Origin of the sequence: Saliphagus sp. LR7 (genome assembly GCF_003344565.1) — an archaeon.
Lineage (GTDB): Archaea > Halobacteriota > Halobacteria > Halobacteriales > Natrialbaceae > Saliphagus > Saliphagus infecundisoli.
Window position 1 is genome coordinate 185,660 of record NZ_QPND01000004.1, and the last position, 14,782, is coordinate 200,441.

The following is a 14,782-nucleotide window of genomic DNA, read 5'->3' on the forward strand; positions in this document are numbered from 1 at the left end:
CGAAACGCTATCCGGCAGTCCGCCGTACCGCCGCCCATGTCTCTCCACGTCGCGATCGTCGGCGCCTACGGCAGCGCCGGGGTCGCCGCCGCCGACGAGCTGGTAGACCGCGCGGACGACGGCGGGATCGACGACCTCGAGCTGACGCTGATCGACGACGGCGATCCCGGCGGCGGGCTCTGCATCCTCAGGGGCTGTATGCCATCCAAGGACGTCCTCTCGGCGGCCGAGGACCGGTATCGCGTTCGCCACGACGACCGGCTCTCGGGGACGCCGACGGTCGATCCCGAGGCCGTCGTCGCCCGCAAGGACGACCACGTCTCGAACTTCGCCGAACACCGCCGCGAGCACGTTCACGACCTCGCCGAACGAGAGGACGTCGAGTTCCTCCACGAGCGCGCGCGGTTCGTCGCCGACCGCACCCTTGCCGTCGGCTCTCGCGAACTCAAACCCGACTACGTCGTCGTCGCGACCGGCTCCCGCCCCTCGATCCCCGACCTTCCCGGCATGGAGGCGGTCGAACCGCTGACCAGTAGCGACGTCCTCGACGCGACCCGGTTCCCCGACAGCGCGGTCGTGATGGGCTTTGGCTACGTCGGTCTCGAGCTCGCACCCTACCTCGCCGAGGTCGGCGGCGTCGATATAACTGTCATCGAACACGAAGAGAGACCTCTCGACGATATGGAAGACGAGTTCGGCGACACGCTCCTCGAGCTCTACCGCGAGCAGTTCGGAATCGACATTCTGGTCGAGACCGACGAGCGACGCGTGGAGGCCACCGAGGGCGGCGTTCGGCTCCACGTCGAGCGGGAGGGCGACGAGGAGGCGATCGAGGCCGACCGGCTCTGTGCCTTCACGGGCCGGGAGCCGAACCTGGAGGGGCTGGGACTCGAGAACACGTCCCTCGAACCCGGCGAGAACTGGGTGGAATCGACGATGCAGGCGACGGGCGACGACCGCGTGTTCGTCGTCGGCGACGCCAACGGCCGCGAGCCGATTCTCCACGTCGCGAAAGAACAGGGGTTCGCGACCGGAGAAAACATCGTTCGACACGCTCGCGGGGCGGAGCTCGAGCCCTACGCGAACGTCCCTCACCACGTGATCTTCTCGGGGCTCGGGGTCTACCCCTTTGCCCGGATCGGCCACACGCCGGAGACGGTCGCGGAGCTGGGGATGGACGCGGTCGTCGTCTCGCGGGAAGCTTCCTCGGACGGCGTGTTCGCCGTGAAGGGACATCCGGAGGGGCGGGCGACGCTCGTCGTCGGCGAGGACGGAACCGTGCTCGGCTACCAGGGTCTTCACTACCAGGCCGACGTGATGGCCAAGACGATGCAGGTGGCCGTCGAGATGGGCCTGGACGTCCGCGAAGTTCCAAAGCGGGCCTACCACCCGACGACGCCCGAGATCCTCGACGGACTGTTCCGGGAGGCCCGTACTGAACTCGGCGACCGCTAGCACTGCGTGGGGCCGACCGACTCGCCGGACGTCGGCTTCCGAACGCGTGATAGCTCACTTCTCATAATAGTTATTATACTCGATAACGTATGTATATTCGATCACCGATGAGATCCTTCGACGACATGGACAGGCTGTTCGACGAGATGAACCGCACCTTCGAGGAGTTCCGGACGGGACGGCGACACGGGATGCCCGCCCTCGAGCCGGGCGCCGATACCGGTGCCTGGGGGACGGAGGCCGACGGGTCCGTCCTCCACGAGGAGGACGGCGAGTACGTCTTCGTGATGGACCTCCCCGGCTTCGAGCGCGAGGAGATCGATCTCACCTTCGAGGACGGCACCCTCTCCATCGACGCCAGCCACGACGTCGAGGAGGACGCGGAGGGCCACCACGCGATGCGCTCGCGACGGATCGCGCGCTCGGTCTCGATCCCCGGACGCGTCGGCGAGGAGGGGATCAGCGCCTCCTACCGCAACGGCGTCCTCGAGGTCCGCCTTCCCGTCGAGGACGGCCGGGAGAGCGGCCACCACATCGAGATCGAGTAAGCCGATCGCGCTCGGACCCGGTTCCGGGAGGGTTGTGGATCGGCCGGCCGGTCGCTGTGGAGTCGTGGCGCCCTGTCGGGGCGAGCGGCTCGTCTCTCGATACCCGGCTCTTTTCGCCTGTATTGACGTCCCCGGCTCATCGGGTCTCCGACCCTATCAGTCCTCGACGACCTCGATCCCGCGATTGTTGACCGCCATCGGGTCGAGTCCGACCTCCTGGAGGAAGTTCTTGTACTCGCGTTCGCACTGTTCTGCGGCCTTCTGTTTGTCGCTGGCCCGATCACAGAGTTCCACGAGGTTCACGGGAACGTCGTTCTCGTGGACGATCCAGTGATTGATGAGGTCCGAGAGCCGGCGAATGGGGCTCGTGAAGTGGCCGTAGATCTCGAAGTTCAGCGCGTGGTGGCCCCCGAAGGGGTCGTTCATGTAGCGAGCGCGGGGCATCACCTTCATCACGGCCCACTGGATCTTGTCGAGTTGGCGACCGGGTGCCTCCTCTAGGGTCGCGTTGACGGCCTTCCGGGGGTCGTCCCATTTGTCGCCGGGGATCGACACGCCGTCGAGATCCTGGATCTCCCGGAGGGCTTCCGACCACTCGTCGGGGCTCGGTTGGGGGTGGACGCGGTACATCGCCTCGACGCCCCGATCCCACATCAGGGTGTGGGTCACCGCCTTGTTCGCCTTCAGCATGCACTCCTCGATGATGGTGTGGGCGCGGTCGCGACTCGGGTTCAGAACCAGGGAGCCGTCCTCCTTTCGCTGCTCGTGCATCCGATCCGCGAGGTCGTGAACCAGGACGTTCTCCTCGTGGAGCGGGAGGTCGGGGTCCTCGAGCCGGGTTTCGGCCTGGCTGTAGGTGAGCCGTTCGTCCGACCGGATGACGGACTTGTAGATCTCGATCTCCTCGTAGCCCAGGGTCTCCTTGTCCAGATGCATCTCGACGGTGTGGGCCAGCCGGTCCTCCTCGGGCACCAGCGAGCAGACCGTCTCGGCGAGGACCGGCGGCAGCATATGGATCGTATAACCGGGGAGGTAGACCGTGTTTCCGCGCTCGACGGCCTCGTCCCACATCGCAGTCTCGGGGTTGACGTAGTGGGTGACGTCGGCGATGTGGACCCAGAGGACGTACTCCTCCTCGCGTTCTTCGATCGAGATGGCGTCGTCGAAGTCCTGGGCGTCTACGGGGTCGGTCGTCCAGGTCGTCAGTTCCCGGAGGTCCCGGCGCTCGTCGACCTCCGATTCGATCTCCGAGCCGACGTCCTCGGTGCGGACCTCGGCCTCCTCGATGACGGTCTCGGGGAACTCGTCGCGGATCTCGAACTTCTCGAAGAGCTCCTCGCGTTTGTTCTCGATGTGGCGCGCGAGCTCCTCGCTTATCTCGACGGGTCCCTGGCCCTCGGCCGTTCCAGCCTCGGCCTGGGCGTCTCCCTGCTGATCGCTCATGGGTTGCGTTCGGGCGAGAGGGTCAAAGGCGTGTCGTCGCTACTCGCGGCGCCCGTGGCCCTCGAGTTCGCGCCGCCGGTCCCCGACGGCCGCCATGTATCGCGCACAGAACTCCGCCTGGTCGAGGCCGTCGCCGAGTTCACAGAGGAGGTCCTCGACCCCGTCCCGTGGACACCGGGAGAGTTCCCGGTCGCAGGGTTTACACAGGTGTTCGAACTCCTTCTCGCCGCGATCCCACCGGTCGCCGTGTTTGTCGTACTCGCGGGCGTCCGCACGCGGAAGGGACGTGCCACAGGCGATACACGTCACGCGGTCGGCCCGCCAGGGGGGCCACGAGACCATATCCGGAGTTCGACGCGTGGCTACTTAGCGGTTGTCACGGTCGGTCGGGCAGCGAGGGAACGTGGCCGTCCGTGGCGTCTCGATCGTCACGCCGGCGCTCGTCCTCTCTGTCGGTCCCAGGGGACTCCGAGGCAACGAGTCGACGAGCCATCCGGTCTGCCGGTTGCACTGTCCGTCTCCCCTGGAACGGGCTTTATGATCGTTGACAGCGTACTAATATGTGATCATGAACATGAACTGGACAGCTGTGGTAACCGGATTCGTCATGACCCTCGTGCTGGGGTTCATCAGCGGCCTCGTCTACGTGGGATCTGAGGCCTCGGTCGTGCTCCTGTACTGGGGCGGAATCGGACTCCTCGGCGGGCTCACTGCCGGGTACATCGTCGGCGGACGGGTGAGCACCGGAGCGGTCCACGGCGCGGTCGCGACCGTCTTCGGGTCGCTGGTGTTGTTAGCCATCGCGACGTTCACGACCCTCCTGTTCGGGGGGCTCGTCGCCTCGTTCAGCGTGCTCGTCCTGGGCATCCTGATGCTGGCGTTCTACGCCATCCCCGGTGCCGTCGGCGGGGCGCTCGGCTCGTGGGCGAAACACCGCCGGGCCGCACCCGAGCAGGTGGGCGCGCGGACCTGAGAAAGTACCCGAACCCACCTTCTCCCTCGATTAGAGTCGACCGGCATCGACCGGTGAGTGTCATCGATATCGCGAACCGTCCATTAAGACGTTCGAGGTGGAACCGTTCCCGACCGTATGAGCGAAGAACCGATGCGTTCGAACCGATTTCTCCTCCTCATCGGCCTTCTCGTCGGCGTGCTCTCGGTCCTGATCGTCCTGCCCTTTCTCATCTGGATCGTCGTCGCCGTGATCCTCGCGTACGCTCTCGGCCCAGTCAACGACCGGCTCGGGACGCGGGTCGGACCGGAGCTGGCCGCCGGCCTGTCGATACTCGTCGGACTCTTTATGATCGTCCTTCCGGTCGTGGCCATCCTGGTCGTCGCGGCGAACTAGGCCAGCCGACTCTTCGCGGACCTTCAGCCCGGAGACGTCTCCCAGCTCGACGAGCTGACCGCGGCGCGACTCGGAACGCGGGTTGATCTCGCGGCCCTCCAGGATGCGTTCAGCAGCGCCGTCAAAACGGGCGTACGGGGTCTTGCCGGCAACCTCTTCAGCATCATCGGTGGCCTTCCCGAACTCTTCATCGGGTTCACGGTGCTCTTTTTCGTCCTGTTTCAGTTGCTCCGAAGCGGCGACCGGACCCTCGAGTGGGTTCGGACGGTGTTGCCCCTCGAACCGGCGGTCCAGGACGAACTGTTCGAGGGGACCCATCTGTTGCTCCACAACTCGCTGGTCGGCACCGTCGCCGTCGCCGGCGCACAAGCCGTCTTGCTCGGCGCCGTGTTTCTCGTTCTCGGCCTCGGGAACGTCGTGTTCTGGATCGTCACGACGTTCATCGCGGCGATGGTTCCGCTCGTCGGTGCCTCGATCGTCTGGGCGCCGGCCTCGGTCTCCCTGTTCCTCGTCGGTCGGCCGGTTCCCGCGGTCGTCTCGTCCAGGGCCGCGACTCCGGCTCTCTGGAGTACGTCATCGGCGGCCACGGTCGTGCGCCCGTTGGACGCCGAATCGCCTTCATCGCTGCCGTCCTACGCCCGTTCCTGGAAGTATCTACGTAGAGAACGCCTATCTCCTCGCCGGCGTACGTGGCCAACGCATACCGTAGCGCGAAGTTCGCCTGAGTCGAGCCGTCGAACGCGACCAGGATCCAAAGTCACATACCGGTCCGAACGACGAGAAGCGATAAGTTTCACCGGTGTCGTCCGGTACCCGCGCTCGGACGGGCTCGCCGTCCGGTCGCGGCGTCGAACCGATCCGCTCGCCCGGGGAACCTCATCTGTTAAATGCGTCCGGAAGGTAGCGCGGGTATGCAGGTCAAATCCCGCCACCACCTCCGCAGCGACGCCGTCTCGGAACTCGAGGACGCCGTTCGGACGAAACTCGGCGTCTCCCTCGCGGGCGACGCCTACGAACACGTCGAGTTCGAGGACAGCGACTGGGAGGTCGTCCTGGTGGACGGAAAGCCACAGGTAGCGGCCTTCGACGGCGAGGACTTCCTCACCGTCCGGGGGGCAAACGCCTACGAGCCAGAGGACCGGGTGGTCGTCGTCGATGCTGGCGCGGTGTCGTTCGTCAGCGACGGCGCCGACGTGATGCGTCCGGGGATTACCGAGGTCAGAGGCGACGTGAGTGAGGGCGATCTGGTGATCATCGCCGAGGAGTCCCACGGCAAGGTCCTGGGGGTCGGGCGGGCCCGCGTTGAGGGCTCCGAGATGGTCGGCGACGAGGGAAAGGTCGTCGACTCGCTGCACCACGTCGGCGACGACCTCTACGAGTTCGCCGGCTGATCGACGACGGCGCCGAGCACGGGGTTCGGCGACCGGGCGGACGGCCTCGAACCGCGCCCTCTCGGATGGGCCTCGGGCGGTTCGAGCGCACCGGCGAACCGTCTGCCGGAAGACCACCCCGCTCACTCCGTCCGACGGTACATCCCCTGCGAGGCGGGCCCGACCTCCTCGTAGCCGAAGTCCTCGTAAAAGCCCTCGACGTCGGCGATGAGGTTGACGTACGCATCCGGGGGTGCCGTCTCCTCGATGTAGCCCTCGAGGGCCTCCATGACCTGCGTCCCGAGCCCCTGGCGCTGGTGATCGGGGTGGACGGCCATATCACAGATATGGTAGACGGTGCCGTCGTCGCCGACGATTCGGCCCATGCCGACGACCTCGCCGGTCGGTTCGTAGAGGGCGACGACCCCGTACAGCGAGTTCGGGAGCCCGCGCTCGAGACCCTCCGGCGATCGAGCCGGAAGATCGGCGGCCGCCCGGAGCCCGGCGAACGTCTCCGGATCGGGGAGTTCCTCGCGGATCGTGTACGCCTCGCTCGCGTCTCGCTCGGCCATGACGATCGGTGGCAGGCCGGTGAAAAAGGGATGCCGGTCGCCCGAGCGCGGAACGCGCCGCCGTCCGCGCGGGTGTTCGACGATCGACGTCAGTTCCGACGTCATATCACGCGAACCGGGGGGTTTCGACGGATTTAACGCGATCACTGGCCCAGGAGTACGTGGTATGACGAAAGTTAGCGTGGTCGGCGCGGCCGGCACGGTCGGAGCCGCCGCGGGCTACAACATCGCGCTCCGGGACGTCTGTGACGAACTCGTCTTCGTGGACATCCCCGACAAGGAAGAAGACACGGTCGGCCAGGCCGCCGACGCCAACCACGGCGTGGCCTACGACTCGAACACCACCGTCAGGCAGGGCGACTACGCCGAGACCGCGGGCTCGGACGTCGTCGTCATCACGGCGGGGATCCCCCGCCAGCCGGGCCAGACCAGGATCGACCTCGCGGGCGACAACGCCCCGATCATGGCCGACATCCAGTCCTCGCTCGACGAGCACAACGACGACTACGTCTCGATCACGACCTCGAACCCCGTCGACCTCCTGAACCGTCACCTCTACGAGAGCGGTGACCGCGCCCGCGAGCAGGTGATCGGCTTCGGCGGCCGTCTGGACTCCGCGCGCTTTCGGTACGTGCTCGCCCAGCGTTACGACGTCCCCGTCGGCAACGTCGAGGCCACCATCCTCGGCGAGCACGGCGACGCCCAGGTCCCCGCGTTCTCGAAGGTCCGCGTCGACGGCCGCGACCTCGAGTTTACTGACGAGGAACGCGAGGAGATCCTCGAGGAGCTCCAGACCTCCGCGATGGAGGTCATCGAGAAGAAGGGTGCCACCGAGTGGGGCCCGGCGACCGGCGTCGGCCACATGGTCGAGGCCGTCCTCCGCGACACGGGCGAGATCCTCCCCGCGAGCGTCGCCCTGGAAGGCGAGTACGGCCACGAGGACACCGCCTTCGGCGTCCCCGTCCGGCTCGGCTCCGACGGAGTCGAGGAGATCGTCGAATGGGACCTGACGGAGTTCGAGCGAAATCAGCTGGGCGAGGCCGCCGAGAAGCTCGCCGAGCAGTACGACGAGATCGCCTGAGTCTGTTCGTCAGGGTCCTTCGTCATCTTCGACGCACCGTATTCGGCCAGTGAGACGACGGGGTCGCGCTCGTCCCGCAGTCCCAGACCACCCCAAACCGTTTTCTCTCGGCGAGCGACGGAGCGACCGATGGCCAGGGACCTCACGCCCGCCGACGCACCGGCGTTGACCGATCTCTACGGCGACTACGAGTGGTGGGCCGACCGCGACGTAGAGGAGGTTCGCCGCGCCCTCTCGGGAACCGAGGTCGCCGTCGGGATCGAGGAGGGTGACGAACTCGTCGCCGCCGCGCGGGTGCTGACCGACGGGGTTTATTACGCGAACGTCTTCGACGTGATCGTTGCGTCCGAGCGCCGCGGCGAAGGGTTCGGCCGGACACTCCTCGAAACGCTAGTCGACCACCCCGACCTCGCGGAGGTCGTGGGACTCTCCTTGCTCTGTCGGCGCGGACTGGTTCCTTACTACGAGTCGGTCGGCTTCGAGTGCTTCGATCCCGAGATCGAGGTGCCCGAGGGCGAGAGCGAGGAACTGGTGCGGATGACCTACCGCCGGGAAGGATGATCTCAACGATCGAAGTGAAATGGGTCCACGCAGCCAGTCACGAGCTTCAACGCTGCCGGCCCATTGAAGACTGAGGGGATCGGTCCATCGTGTATGGTGGACGATCTGTCGATCCGACGGGCTCGAGAGGACGACGTCCCACGATTGCGCGAGCTGATGGAGGCGGCCCACCGCGACGCGGGAGCCTATTTCGAGGACGTCGGCGACGATTTCGACGGACTCGATGACGAGTATTTCCCCGACGGAGAGTTCCTGGTCGGGGAGAGAGGAGGTCGAATCGTTGCCTCGATCGCCTACCGCGACCCCGGCGAGATGATCCGGTCGGTCGCCGACGTCTCCGAGAAGGCGGTCCAGCTGAAACGGTTCAACGTGGCCCCCGAGTACCAGCGGCGGGGCTACGGGGGTCGGATCTACGACGAACTCGAGGCGTGCGCTCGGAACGCGGACTCAGAGGGGATCATACTCCACACGACCGGGCGTCAGACCGCCGCCCGCCGGTTCTACGAGAAACGCGGATACGATCCCGTGGAACGGGCCGATATCGAGGAATTCTCGGAAGCGTTCGAGCTGTTCGTCTACTGGAAACGCCTTTAGGGAATCAACTGCTCGCCGTCGTCGTCGTAGATCGCGATGGCGTCGACGGGACAGGTCCGGGCGGCGAACTTCGCATCGAGTTCGGCCTCGGCGGGCACCTCGCGGGCGAAGATCCCGTCTTCGACCTCCTCGCCGCCCTCCAGAACCGCTTTCCCTGCGGACTTGTCCTCGCTGAAGGCGTCCCACTCCGCGACGCACTGGTACATCCCGATACAGGTGTCCTCGTCGAACTCGACGCGCATGGGCGGAGATTGACCGGGGCGCCCTAAATCGGTAGCGGTGCCCTCGCCTGCTCCCCCTGCTCGGAAACCCGCCCCCTCACAGCAGGTCTGGCACCGCGGCGAGCGAGCGGGCGACCGCCACGCCCTCGCCACCGGGGTCGTCCTCGCCGACGTACACCCCATGCCAGTCCCGTTCGACCGCCGGCCGGAGGTCCCGCTCGACGTCGTCGGCGACGAACGCGTACGAGTCGGCGGGCAGGCGCTCCTCGGCGATCCGGTAGATTTCGGGATCGGGCTTTTCGACCCCGACCTCCCTCGAGACGACGACGGTCTCGACGCGGTCGGCGAGCCCGACCGCCTCGAGTTTGGCGCGCTGGAGGGAACCGACGCCGTTGGTGAGCACCCCCAGTTGATGATCGCCAGCGAGCGTCTCGAGAAGGTCGTCCGCGCCGGGGACCGCCCGGACGGCCTCGACCTCCCGGTCGACCATCGCATCGCTGAACGCGTCGGGATCGACTGGAACGTCGGTTTTCGCGATCGCGGCCGAAAACGGGTCGTCGGCCTCGCCCAGGAGGTCGAAGAACGCCTCGCTATAGGCCTCCAGTTCCCGAGGTTCGACGCCGAGAGAGCAGAGGGCATCGGCGTAGATCCGCGGGAAGGGTTCGGCGTACTCGATCAGCGTCCCGTCGAGATCGACGTAGACGGCCTGCATACCTCTCGGAGGGCGGGTTCGGAGAAAGCCGTTTCCCCGCCGTGTGGGTCTACCGCGCGCGTCGGGACTGGTCTTCTAACTCTTGTTGCCGTGTCACACGTTACTCGAGATCATATCTCAACACACAGTAATTACCCCGGAGCGCGTCGGAGCCGATATGGCCGATGAGCCACGAGAAATCGGCGGGCGACCGGACCCGCTCGGGCGGGCGATGTTCGACCACCAGCGCGGCGAGCCGGGCTCGCTCGTCTACCGCGACGGCGAGCGAACGCGCGAGGGCCACGTCGCCGACTACTACTTCGAGCCCCGCTCGGAGTGGGACGACGGTACCGTGGGGCTACTCGAGCGCCTCGCCGCCCACGGCGGCCCGTTTCTGGACGTCGGCTGTGGCGCGGGCCAGCACGCGCTGTGGTTTCAGCACCGGGGCCTGGCGGTCACTGCGGTCGACGTCAGTCCCGGGGCCGTCCGGGCCGCCAGTGCGCGCGGCGTCGCGGACGCCTCCACGATGGACATGTTCGATCTCGCCTTCCATCCCGATCGGTTCCGGACCCTCTACGCCCTAGGGACCCAGATCGGGCTCGGCCGGTCGCTCGCGGGCGTCGGCGAACTCCTCGCCGAGTTCGCCCGGGTCACCGACGAGAACGGGCTGGCCGCTATCCACAACTACGATCCCGATACCCTGGAGGGCGACCTGCTCGGCTACCGCTCGGACCCCAGGAAGGGAATCGCCCACCGCTCGTTTCACTTCGAGTACGAGCCGCCCGGATCGGGGGGCCGAGTAGTGGGCCGGACGCTCCAGTTCCTCCTCTTTGGCCCCGACAGGCTGGCCGACGCCGCCGGCGGCACGCCGTGGACGGTGGCCGACGTCTATGCCGGGGGGAACACGTACGTCGCCCTCCTCGAAAAGGAGTAGCCGCCGGCGGCGATTTCCGTTCCGGGGGGCGATCGCCGAGCGAAGGATGGCGCGCCCGCCTCGAGCCGAAGTTACTAGACAAAGCAGAGAATTTTATCAATGATAACCGCTTAAACCCCGATATATAGCAGCTAGTTTAATAATCCGGGGGGGCGTAGCGTCCCTCGATGACTTCCACCGACCCATCGGCCGATGGGTCCGGCACGCACGCCAACGACCGTGCCGATCTCGGTCACAGCCACGGCCACGGCGATCGGTCCGAGCACGACGCCGGCAACGTCGTGCGGTTCTCGGTCCCCGACATGGACTGTCCCTCGTGTGCCGGCAAGGTCGAGACCGCCGTCGGCGGCGTCAACGGCGTCTCGACGGTCAATCCCCGGCCGACGACCGGGACCGTCTCCGTCGGATACGACCCGTCGGCCGTTTCCGAGGGCGCACTCGTCGGCGCCATCGAGCGCGCGGGCTACGAGGTCACGGGCGCCACCGACGGGAACAGCGGCGGTGGTGTCGACGGCCAGGACGACATCTGGACGAGCCCGCGGGCGATCAAGACGTGGCTCGGCGGCGGGGTCGTCTCGCTCGGGCTCCTCCTCGAGTTCGTCCTCGGGGGCTGGAACGTCCGGGCGGCGACCGTCGTCGGGAGCGAGCTGTTCGTCGCGGACGTCCTGTTCGTCGTCGCCGTCGCCGTCGGCGGCCAGGAGATCCTCCGGAACGGCTACTACTCGGCGCGAAACCGCTCTCTCGACATCGACTTCCTGATGTCGACGGCGATCCTCGGCGCGCTGACGGCGAGTCTCGCCTTCGGCGAGGCCCTCTACTTCGAGGCCGCCACCCTCGCCGTCCTCTTCAGCGTCGCCGAACTCCTCGAGCGCTACTCGATGGATCGCGCCCGCAACTCGCTCCGAGAGCTGATGGAACTCTCGCCCGAGGAGGCCACCGTCAAGCGAGAGGACGGCGAGGAGACGGTTTCGGTCGAGGAGGTCGCTGTCGGCGACGTCGTCGTCGTCCGGCCCGGCGAGAAGGTCCCGACCGATGGGACGGTCGTCGACGGCGAGAGCGCGGTGAACCAGGCCCCGATCACCGGCGAGAGCGTGCCCGTCGACAAAACGACCGGGGACGAAGTGTACGCCGGCACGATCAACGAGGAGGGCTACCTCGAGGTGGAGGTCACCTCGGCGGCGGGCGACGACACCCTCTCGCGGATCGTCGGGATGGTCGAGGACGCCCGGGCCGACAGGACCGAACGCGAGCAGTTCGTCGACCGTTTCGCGGCCTACTACACCCCGGTCGTCGTCGCCTTCGCCGTCCTCGTCACGATCGCTAGCCCCTCGGTTCTCGGGACGACGTGGCCCACGGCCGTCGTCTACGGCCTGACGCTGCTCGTGCTCGCCTGTCCCTGTGCGTTCGTCATCTCGACGCCCGTCTCGGTCGTCTCGGGGATCACGAGCGCTGCGAGAAACGGGGTCCTCGTCAAGGGCGGCACCCATCTCGAGGCGATGGGCGCGGTCGACGTCGTCGCCTTCGACAAGACGGGCACACTCACGGGGGGCGAACTCGTCGTTACCGACGTCGTCGCGGTGAACGGGAACAGCGAGGACGACGTCCTCCGGTGTGCCCGCGGGCTCGAGACGCGCAGCGAACACCCCATCGGGGAGGCGATCGTCGCGGAGGCCAGCGCCGCGGGCGTCGCCGGCCGCGAGATCGACGGCTTCGAGGCCATCACCGGCAAGGGCGTCCGGGCGGAGCTCGACGGGACCCCCCACTTCGCGGGCAAGCCCGCGTTCTTCGAGGAACTCGGCTTCGACCTCTCGCACGTCCACGCGACGACCGATGGCGGGGCCGTCACCTCTACCGCACGGGACCTCTGTGAGCGAAACGACTGTCTCGACCTGCTCGAGGAGACGGTGCCCGCCCTCCAGTCGGAGGGCAAGACCGTCGTCCTCGTCGGGACCGACGACGCACTCGAGGGGGTCATCGCCGTCGCCGACGAGGTCAGACCCGAGGCGAAGCGGGCCGTCAAGCGCCTGAAGGATCTCGGCGTCGAGCGGACGGTGATGCTCACGGGCGACAACGAGCGGACCGCACGCGCAATCGCCGACCGCGTCGGGGTCGACGAGTTCCGGGCGGAACTGCTCCCCGAGGAGAAAGTCGACGCCATCGACGGCCTCGTCGCTACCTCCGACGGCGTCGCGATGGTCGGCGACGGGATCAACGACGCGCCCGCCCTCGCCACGGCGACCGTCGGCGTGGCGATGGGCGCGGCCGGAACCGACACCGCACTGGAGACGGCCGACATCGCCTTGATGGGCGACGACCTCGCGAAGCTCCCGTACCTGTACGAACTCGCGGCCGACGCAAACGGGGTCATCCGCCAGAACGTCTGGGCAAGCCTCGCCGTCAAGGCCGGCCTCTCGCTCGCCGTCCCCTTCGGCTACGTCCCCATCTGGCTGGCAGTCCTCGCGGGCGACGCCGGGATGACCGTCGGCGTCACCGGCAACGCGATGCGCCTCTCGCGGATCGCGCCGGAACTTCCCGACGCCGACCCGCGCGACTGACCGGCGCCACGTTCAGGCCAGCGGCGTCCGCTCGACGACCTGGCCGTCGTAGGTCGGATACTGCTCGACGATCTCGCCCTCGGCGAGGTCGCCTTCCGCTACCATCTCCTCTAGGAGCCACCAGGCGACCTCGACGTGGTCGGACTTGACGGTGTAGAACTCCTCGGGAACCCCCAGGTACTCGAGCCGGTCGGGATCGATCCAGGTCTTTCCGTAGACGAGGGTGCCGTCGTCGGTGACGTCGTCGAACTCCCGGCGGACGTTGCGGGCCATCCGCTTCAGGCGGCGGCGGTGCTGGGCGGCGTCCTTGAACACCGAGGTGCAGAAGTAGACCTTCTCGTGGTCGCCCATGACCTCGAGGATCCCCTCGCGGGAGCCCTCGACGGCGCTCATGTGGCCCTCCTGAAGTTCGAAGCCCGCCTCCTGCATCCTCCGATAGTTTCCGTCGCTCATCTCGAACTCGTTGACGTTACAGAAGTCGGCGGCGCCCTCGTCCAGAAAGTCGAGGAACTCCTCCTCGGGGCGGATGCCGGGGATCTCGAAGGCCGGCGTCAGCCCCTCCTCGCGGGCGATGTACAGAATTTCCTCCCACTCGGTGCCGTGCATCTCCCCCCAGAGCTCGAGGGGCGGGTGAAAGCGGATCTCGTCCAACCCTGCTTCGGAGAGCCGGCGCATGTTCTCGCGGCCGCCCGTGATTCCGGTGTAGAGGTGGGTGTGGTGGTCCTCCCCGAACTCGTCTTTGAGGAGAGAGAGATAGTGACAGGTCCGATCGAGGGCCTCCTGGGGCTCCCCGCCCGTAATGGAGGTTCCCAGCGCGTCCATCCGGTGGGCCTCCGTGAGCACGTCCTCGTCGTCCTCGACGAGGCGCTCGTTGGCGTAGACGTCGGTGACGTTCTTTCGGTTCTCGCCGAGGGGACAGTAAAAGCAGTCGCGCTGGTCGCAGTAGCCGTAGACGAACATGACCATCTTCCCACCTTTGGCGCACTGCTCACAGCCCTCCGAGATCATTCACGGGTTATACCGTCCCCGTCCACAAAAGCCGACCGATCCCGGTCGATCCCCGGAGCGCCCGCCGGCGCGGATCGAGGGGTCGGCGTCGTGCCTCCGCACGAACCGATACCGCCTAAAAACATAAGTTGATACGCATTATACGCTGACGTATGGCGTTGTTCCCGCTCTCCCAATCGGAGCTCTGGACTCTTCGAGTGCTGTTTTTTGGCCCCGTTCTCCTCGGTACCGGCGGGATGGCCCTCTCGGGGACTCCGATCGGGGCGTCACTCCTTTCGGGGGGTACGGTCGGCGGGTTCGTGGCTCTCCCGTTGCTCGTGGGTTACCTGCTCGTCCTCTCGGCCGTCGAGAGCCGATCGGCGTCGTAACCCGAGCACTCGCTCAGGCCGCGCCCGACCGGA

Annotated in this window: 17 protein-coding genes and 1 pseudogene; 11 read left to right on the forward strand and 7 right to left on the reverse strand. The window is 67.0% G+C overall.

The window, feature by feature from the left end; genetic code table 11:
- The first annotated feature begins 36 nt into the window (after positions 1-36).
- Both DVH23_RS08020 and DVH23_RS08025 read left to right on the forward strand, forming a co-directional pair.
- Positions 37-1,455, forward strand: coding sequence for an NAD(P)/FAD-dependent oxidoreductase (locus DVH23_RS08020; RefSeq protein WP_114576920.1), 1,419 nt, complete (start codon positions 37-39; stop codon positions 1,453-1,455).
- Positions 1,456-1,562: 107 nt separating this feature from the next.
- Positions 1,563-2,003: an Hsp20/alpha crystallin family protein gene (locus tag DVH23_RS08025; protein WP_114576921.1), complete on the forward strand. Its 441-nt coding sequence runs from the start codon at positions 1,563-1,565 to the stop codon at positions 2,001-2,003.
- 156 nt (positions 2,004-2,159) lie between these two features.
- On the opposite strand, the gene DVH23_RS08030 is transcribed toward DVH23_RS08025, so the two are convergent.
- Genes DVH23_RS08030 through DVH23_RS24980 form a run of 3 tightly spaced genes read right to left on the reverse strand, consistent with a single transcriptional unit; the run spans position 2,160 to position 3,957 of the window.
- Positions 2,160-3,446 (reverse strand): ribonuclease R family protein, encoded by a 1,287-nt coding sequence (locus tag DVH23_RS08030; protein WP_114576922.1) that lies wholly within the window; start codon positions 3,444-3,446, stop codon positions 2,160-2,162.
- A 39-nt stretch (positions 3,447-3,485) separates the two neighbouring features.
- A complete protein-coding gene (locus DVH23_RS08035) occupies positions 3,486-3,788 on the reverse strand; it encodes a hypothetical protein (RefSeq protein ID WP_114576923.1) in 303 nt (100 codons plus the stop codon).
- A 34-nt stretch (positions 3,789-3,822) separates the two neighbouring features.
- Positions 3,823-3,957: a hypothetical protein gene (locus DVH23_RS24980; protein ID WP_255565232.1), complete on the reverse strand. Its 135-nt coding sequence runs from the start codon at positions 3,955-3,957 to the stop codon at positions 3,823-3,825.
- 57 nt (positions 3,958-4,014) lie between these two features.
- On the opposite strand from DVH23_RS24980, the gene DVH23_RS08040 reads away from it, so the two are divergent.
- The 3 genes and pseudogenes from DVH23_RS08040 to DVH23_RS08050 all read left to right on the forward strand — a co-directional run bounded on the left by DVH23_RS08040 (position 4,015) and on the right by DVH23_RS08050 (position 6,185).
- Positions 4,015-4,419 (forward strand): DUF5518 domain-containing protein, encoded by a 405-nt coding sequence (locus DVH23_RS08040; protein ID WP_157972360.1) that lies wholly within the window; start codon positions 4,015-4,017, stop codon positions 4,417-4,419.
- A gap of 429 nt (positions 4,420-4,848) precedes the next feature.
- A pseudogene (locus DVH23_RS24545) lies at positions 4,849-5,259 on the forward strand (AI-2E family transporter); the annotation flags it as partial.
- 446 nt (positions 5,260-5,705) lie between these two features.
- Positions 5,706-6,185, forward strand: coding sequence for an RNA-binding protein (locus DVH23_RS08050; protein WP_114576924.1), 480 nt, complete (start codon positions 5,706-5,708; stop codon positions 6,183-6,185).
- A gap of 122 nt (positions 6,186-6,307) precedes the next feature.
- Here DVH23_RS08050 and DVH23_RS08055 read toward each other — a convergent pair whose 3' ends face one another.
- A complete protein-coding gene (locus tag DVH23_RS08055) occupies positions 6,308-6,736 on the reverse strand; it encodes a GNAT family N-acetyltransferase (RefSeq protein ID WP_114577060.1) in 429 nt (142 codons plus the stop codon).
- 166 nt (positions 6,737-6,902) lie between these two features.
- Between DVH23_RS08055 and mdh the strand changes: the two genes are divergently transcribed.
- From mdh to DVH23_RS08070, 3 genes are all read left to right on the forward strand, one after another.
- Positions 6,903-7,817: a malate dehydrogenase gene (gene mdh / locus DVH23_RS08060; protein ID WP_114576925.1), complete on the forward strand. Its 915-nt coding sequence runs from the start codon at positions 6,903-6,905 to the stop codon at positions 7,815-7,817.
- Between the two features lie 129 nt (positions 7,818-7,946).
- Positions 7,947-8,378, forward strand: a complete 432-nt coding sequence (locus DVH23_RS08065) for a GNAT family N-acetyltransferase (RefSeq protein WP_114576926.1) — start codon at positions 7,947-7,949, stop codon at positions 8,376-8,378.
- Positions 8,379-8,471: 93 nt separating this feature from the next.
- Entirely contained in the window at positions 8,472-8,972 is a 501-nt protein-coding gene (locus DVH23_RS08070) for a GNAT family N-acetyltransferase (RefSeq protein ID WP_114576927.1), read from the forward strand.
- Here DVH23_RS08070 and DVH23_RS08075 read toward each other — a convergent pair.
- Together DVH23_RS08075 and DVH23_RS08080 are read right to left on the reverse strand one after the other, a co-directional pair.
- Positions 8,969-9,214, reverse strand: coding sequence for a ferredoxin (locus tag DVH23_RS08075; RefSeq protein ID WP_114576928.1), 246 nt, complete (start codon positions 9,212-9,214; stop codon positions 8,969-8,971). The two genes, DVH23_RS08070 and DVH23_RS08075, sit on opposite strands and share 4 nt — an antisense overlap.
- A gap of 76 nt (positions 9,215-9,290) precedes the next feature.
- Positions 9,291-9,905, reverse strand: a complete 615-nt coding sequence (locus tag DVH23_RS08080; protein WP_114576929.1) for an HAD family hydrolase — start codon at positions 9,903-9,905, stop codon at positions 9,291-9,293.
- Positions 9,906-10,062: 157 nt separating this feature from the next.
- On the opposite strand from DVH23_RS08080, the gene DVH23_RS08085 reads away from it, so the two are divergent.
- Positions 10,063-10,818, forward strand: coding sequence for a bifunctional 2-polyprenyl-6-hydroxyphenol methylase/3-demethylubiquinol 3-O-methyltransferase UbiG (locus DVH23_RS08085; RefSeq protein WP_114576930.1), 756 nt, complete (start codon positions 10,063-10,065; stop codon positions 10,816-10,818).
- 167 nt (positions 10,819-10,985) lie between these two features.
- Entirely contained in the window at positions 10,986-13,373 is a 2,388-nt protein-coding gene (locus tag DVH23_RS08090; RefSeq protein ID WP_114576931.1) for a cation-translocating P-type ATPase, read from the forward strand.
- A 12-nt stretch (positions 13,374-13,385) separates the two neighbouring features.
- Here the strand turns inward: DVH23_RS08090 and DVH23_RS08095 are convergent, their stop codons facing one another.
- A complete protein-coding gene (locus tag DVH23_RS08095; RefSeq protein WP_114576932.1) occupies positions 13,386-14,381 on the reverse strand; it encodes a radical SAM protein in 996 nt (331 codons plus the stop codon).
- A 152-nt stretch (positions 14,382-14,533) separates the two neighbouring features.
- On the opposite strand from DVH23_RS08095, the gene DVH23_RS08100 reads away from it, so the two are divergent.
- Positions 14,534-14,749, forward strand: a complete 216-nt coding sequence (locus tag DVH23_RS08100; protein WP_114576933.1) for a hypothetical protein — start codon at positions 14,534-14,536, stop codon at positions 14,747-14,749.
- Positions 14,750-14,782 lie beyond the last annotated feature (33 nt).

Excerpts from the sequence above, each read along its gene's own strand:
- DVH23_RS08080 (WP_114576929.1), bottom strand. The coding sequence starts at position 9,905 with ATGCAGGCCGTCTACGTCGATCTCGACGGGACGCTGATCGAGTACGCC.
- DVH23_RS08070 (WP_114576927.1), top strand. The coding sequence starts at position 8,472 with ATGGTGGACGATCTGTCGATCCGACGGGCTCGAGAGGACGACGTCCCA.
- DVH23_RS08030 (WP_114576922.1), bottom strand. The coding sequence starts at position 3,446 with ATGAGCGATCAGCAGGGAGACGCCCAGGCCGAGGCTGGAACGGCCGAG.
- DVH23_RS08095 (WP_114576932.1), bottom strand. The coding sequence starts at position 14,381 with ATGATCTCGGAGGGCTGTGAGCAGTGCGCCAAAGGTGGGAAGATGGTC.
- mdh (WP_114576925.1), top strand. The coding sequence starts at position 6,903 with ATGACGAAAGTTAGCGTGGTCGGCGCGGCCGGCACGGTCGGAGCCGCC.
- DVH23_RS08055 (WP_114577060.1), bottom strand. The coding sequence starts at position 6,736 with ATGGCCGAGCGAGACGCGAGCGAGGCGTACACGATCCGCGAGGAACTC.
- DVH23_RS08040 (WP_157972360.1), top strand. The coding sequence starts at position 4,015 with ATGAACATGAACTGGACAGCTGTGGTAACCGGATTCGTCATGACCCTC.
- DVH23_RS08035 (WP_114576923.1), bottom strand. The coding sequence starts at position 3,788 with ATGGTCTCGTGGCCCCCCTGGCGGGCCGACCGCGTGACGTGTATCGCC.
- DVH23_RS08050 (WP_114576924.1), top strand. The coding sequence starts at position 5,706 with ATGCAGGTCAAATCCCGCCACCACCTCCGCAGCGACGCCGTCTCGGAA.
- DVH23_RS08100 (WP_114576933.1), top strand. The coding sequence starts at position 14,534 with ATGGCGTTGTTCCCGCTCTCCCAATCGGAGCTCTGGACTCTTCGAGTG.
- DVH23_RS08075 (WP_114576928.1), bottom strand. The coding sequence starts at position 9,214 with ATGCGCGTCGAGTTCGACGAGGACACCTGTATCGGGATGTACCAGTGC.
- DVH23_RS08090 (WP_114576931.1), top strand. The coding sequence starts at position 10,986 with ATGACTTCCACCGACCCATCGGCCGATGGGTCCGGCACGCACGCCAAC.
- DVH23_RS08020 (WP_114576920.1), top strand. The coding sequence starts at position 37 with ATGTCTCTCCACGTCGCGATCGTCGGCGCCTACGGCAGCGCCGGGGTC.
- DVH23_RS08085 (WP_114576930.1), top strand. The coding sequence starts at position 10,063 with ATGGCCGATGAGCCACGAGAAATCGGCGGGCGACCGGACCCGCTCGGG.
- DVH23_RS08025 (WP_114576921.1), top strand. The coding sequence starts at position 1,563 with ATGAGATCCTTCGACGACATGGACAGGCTGTTCGACGAGATGAACCGC.
- DVH23_RS08065 (WP_114576926.1), top strand. The coding sequence starts at position 7,947 with ATGGCCAGGGACCTCACGCCCGCCGACGCACCGGCGTTGACCGATCTC.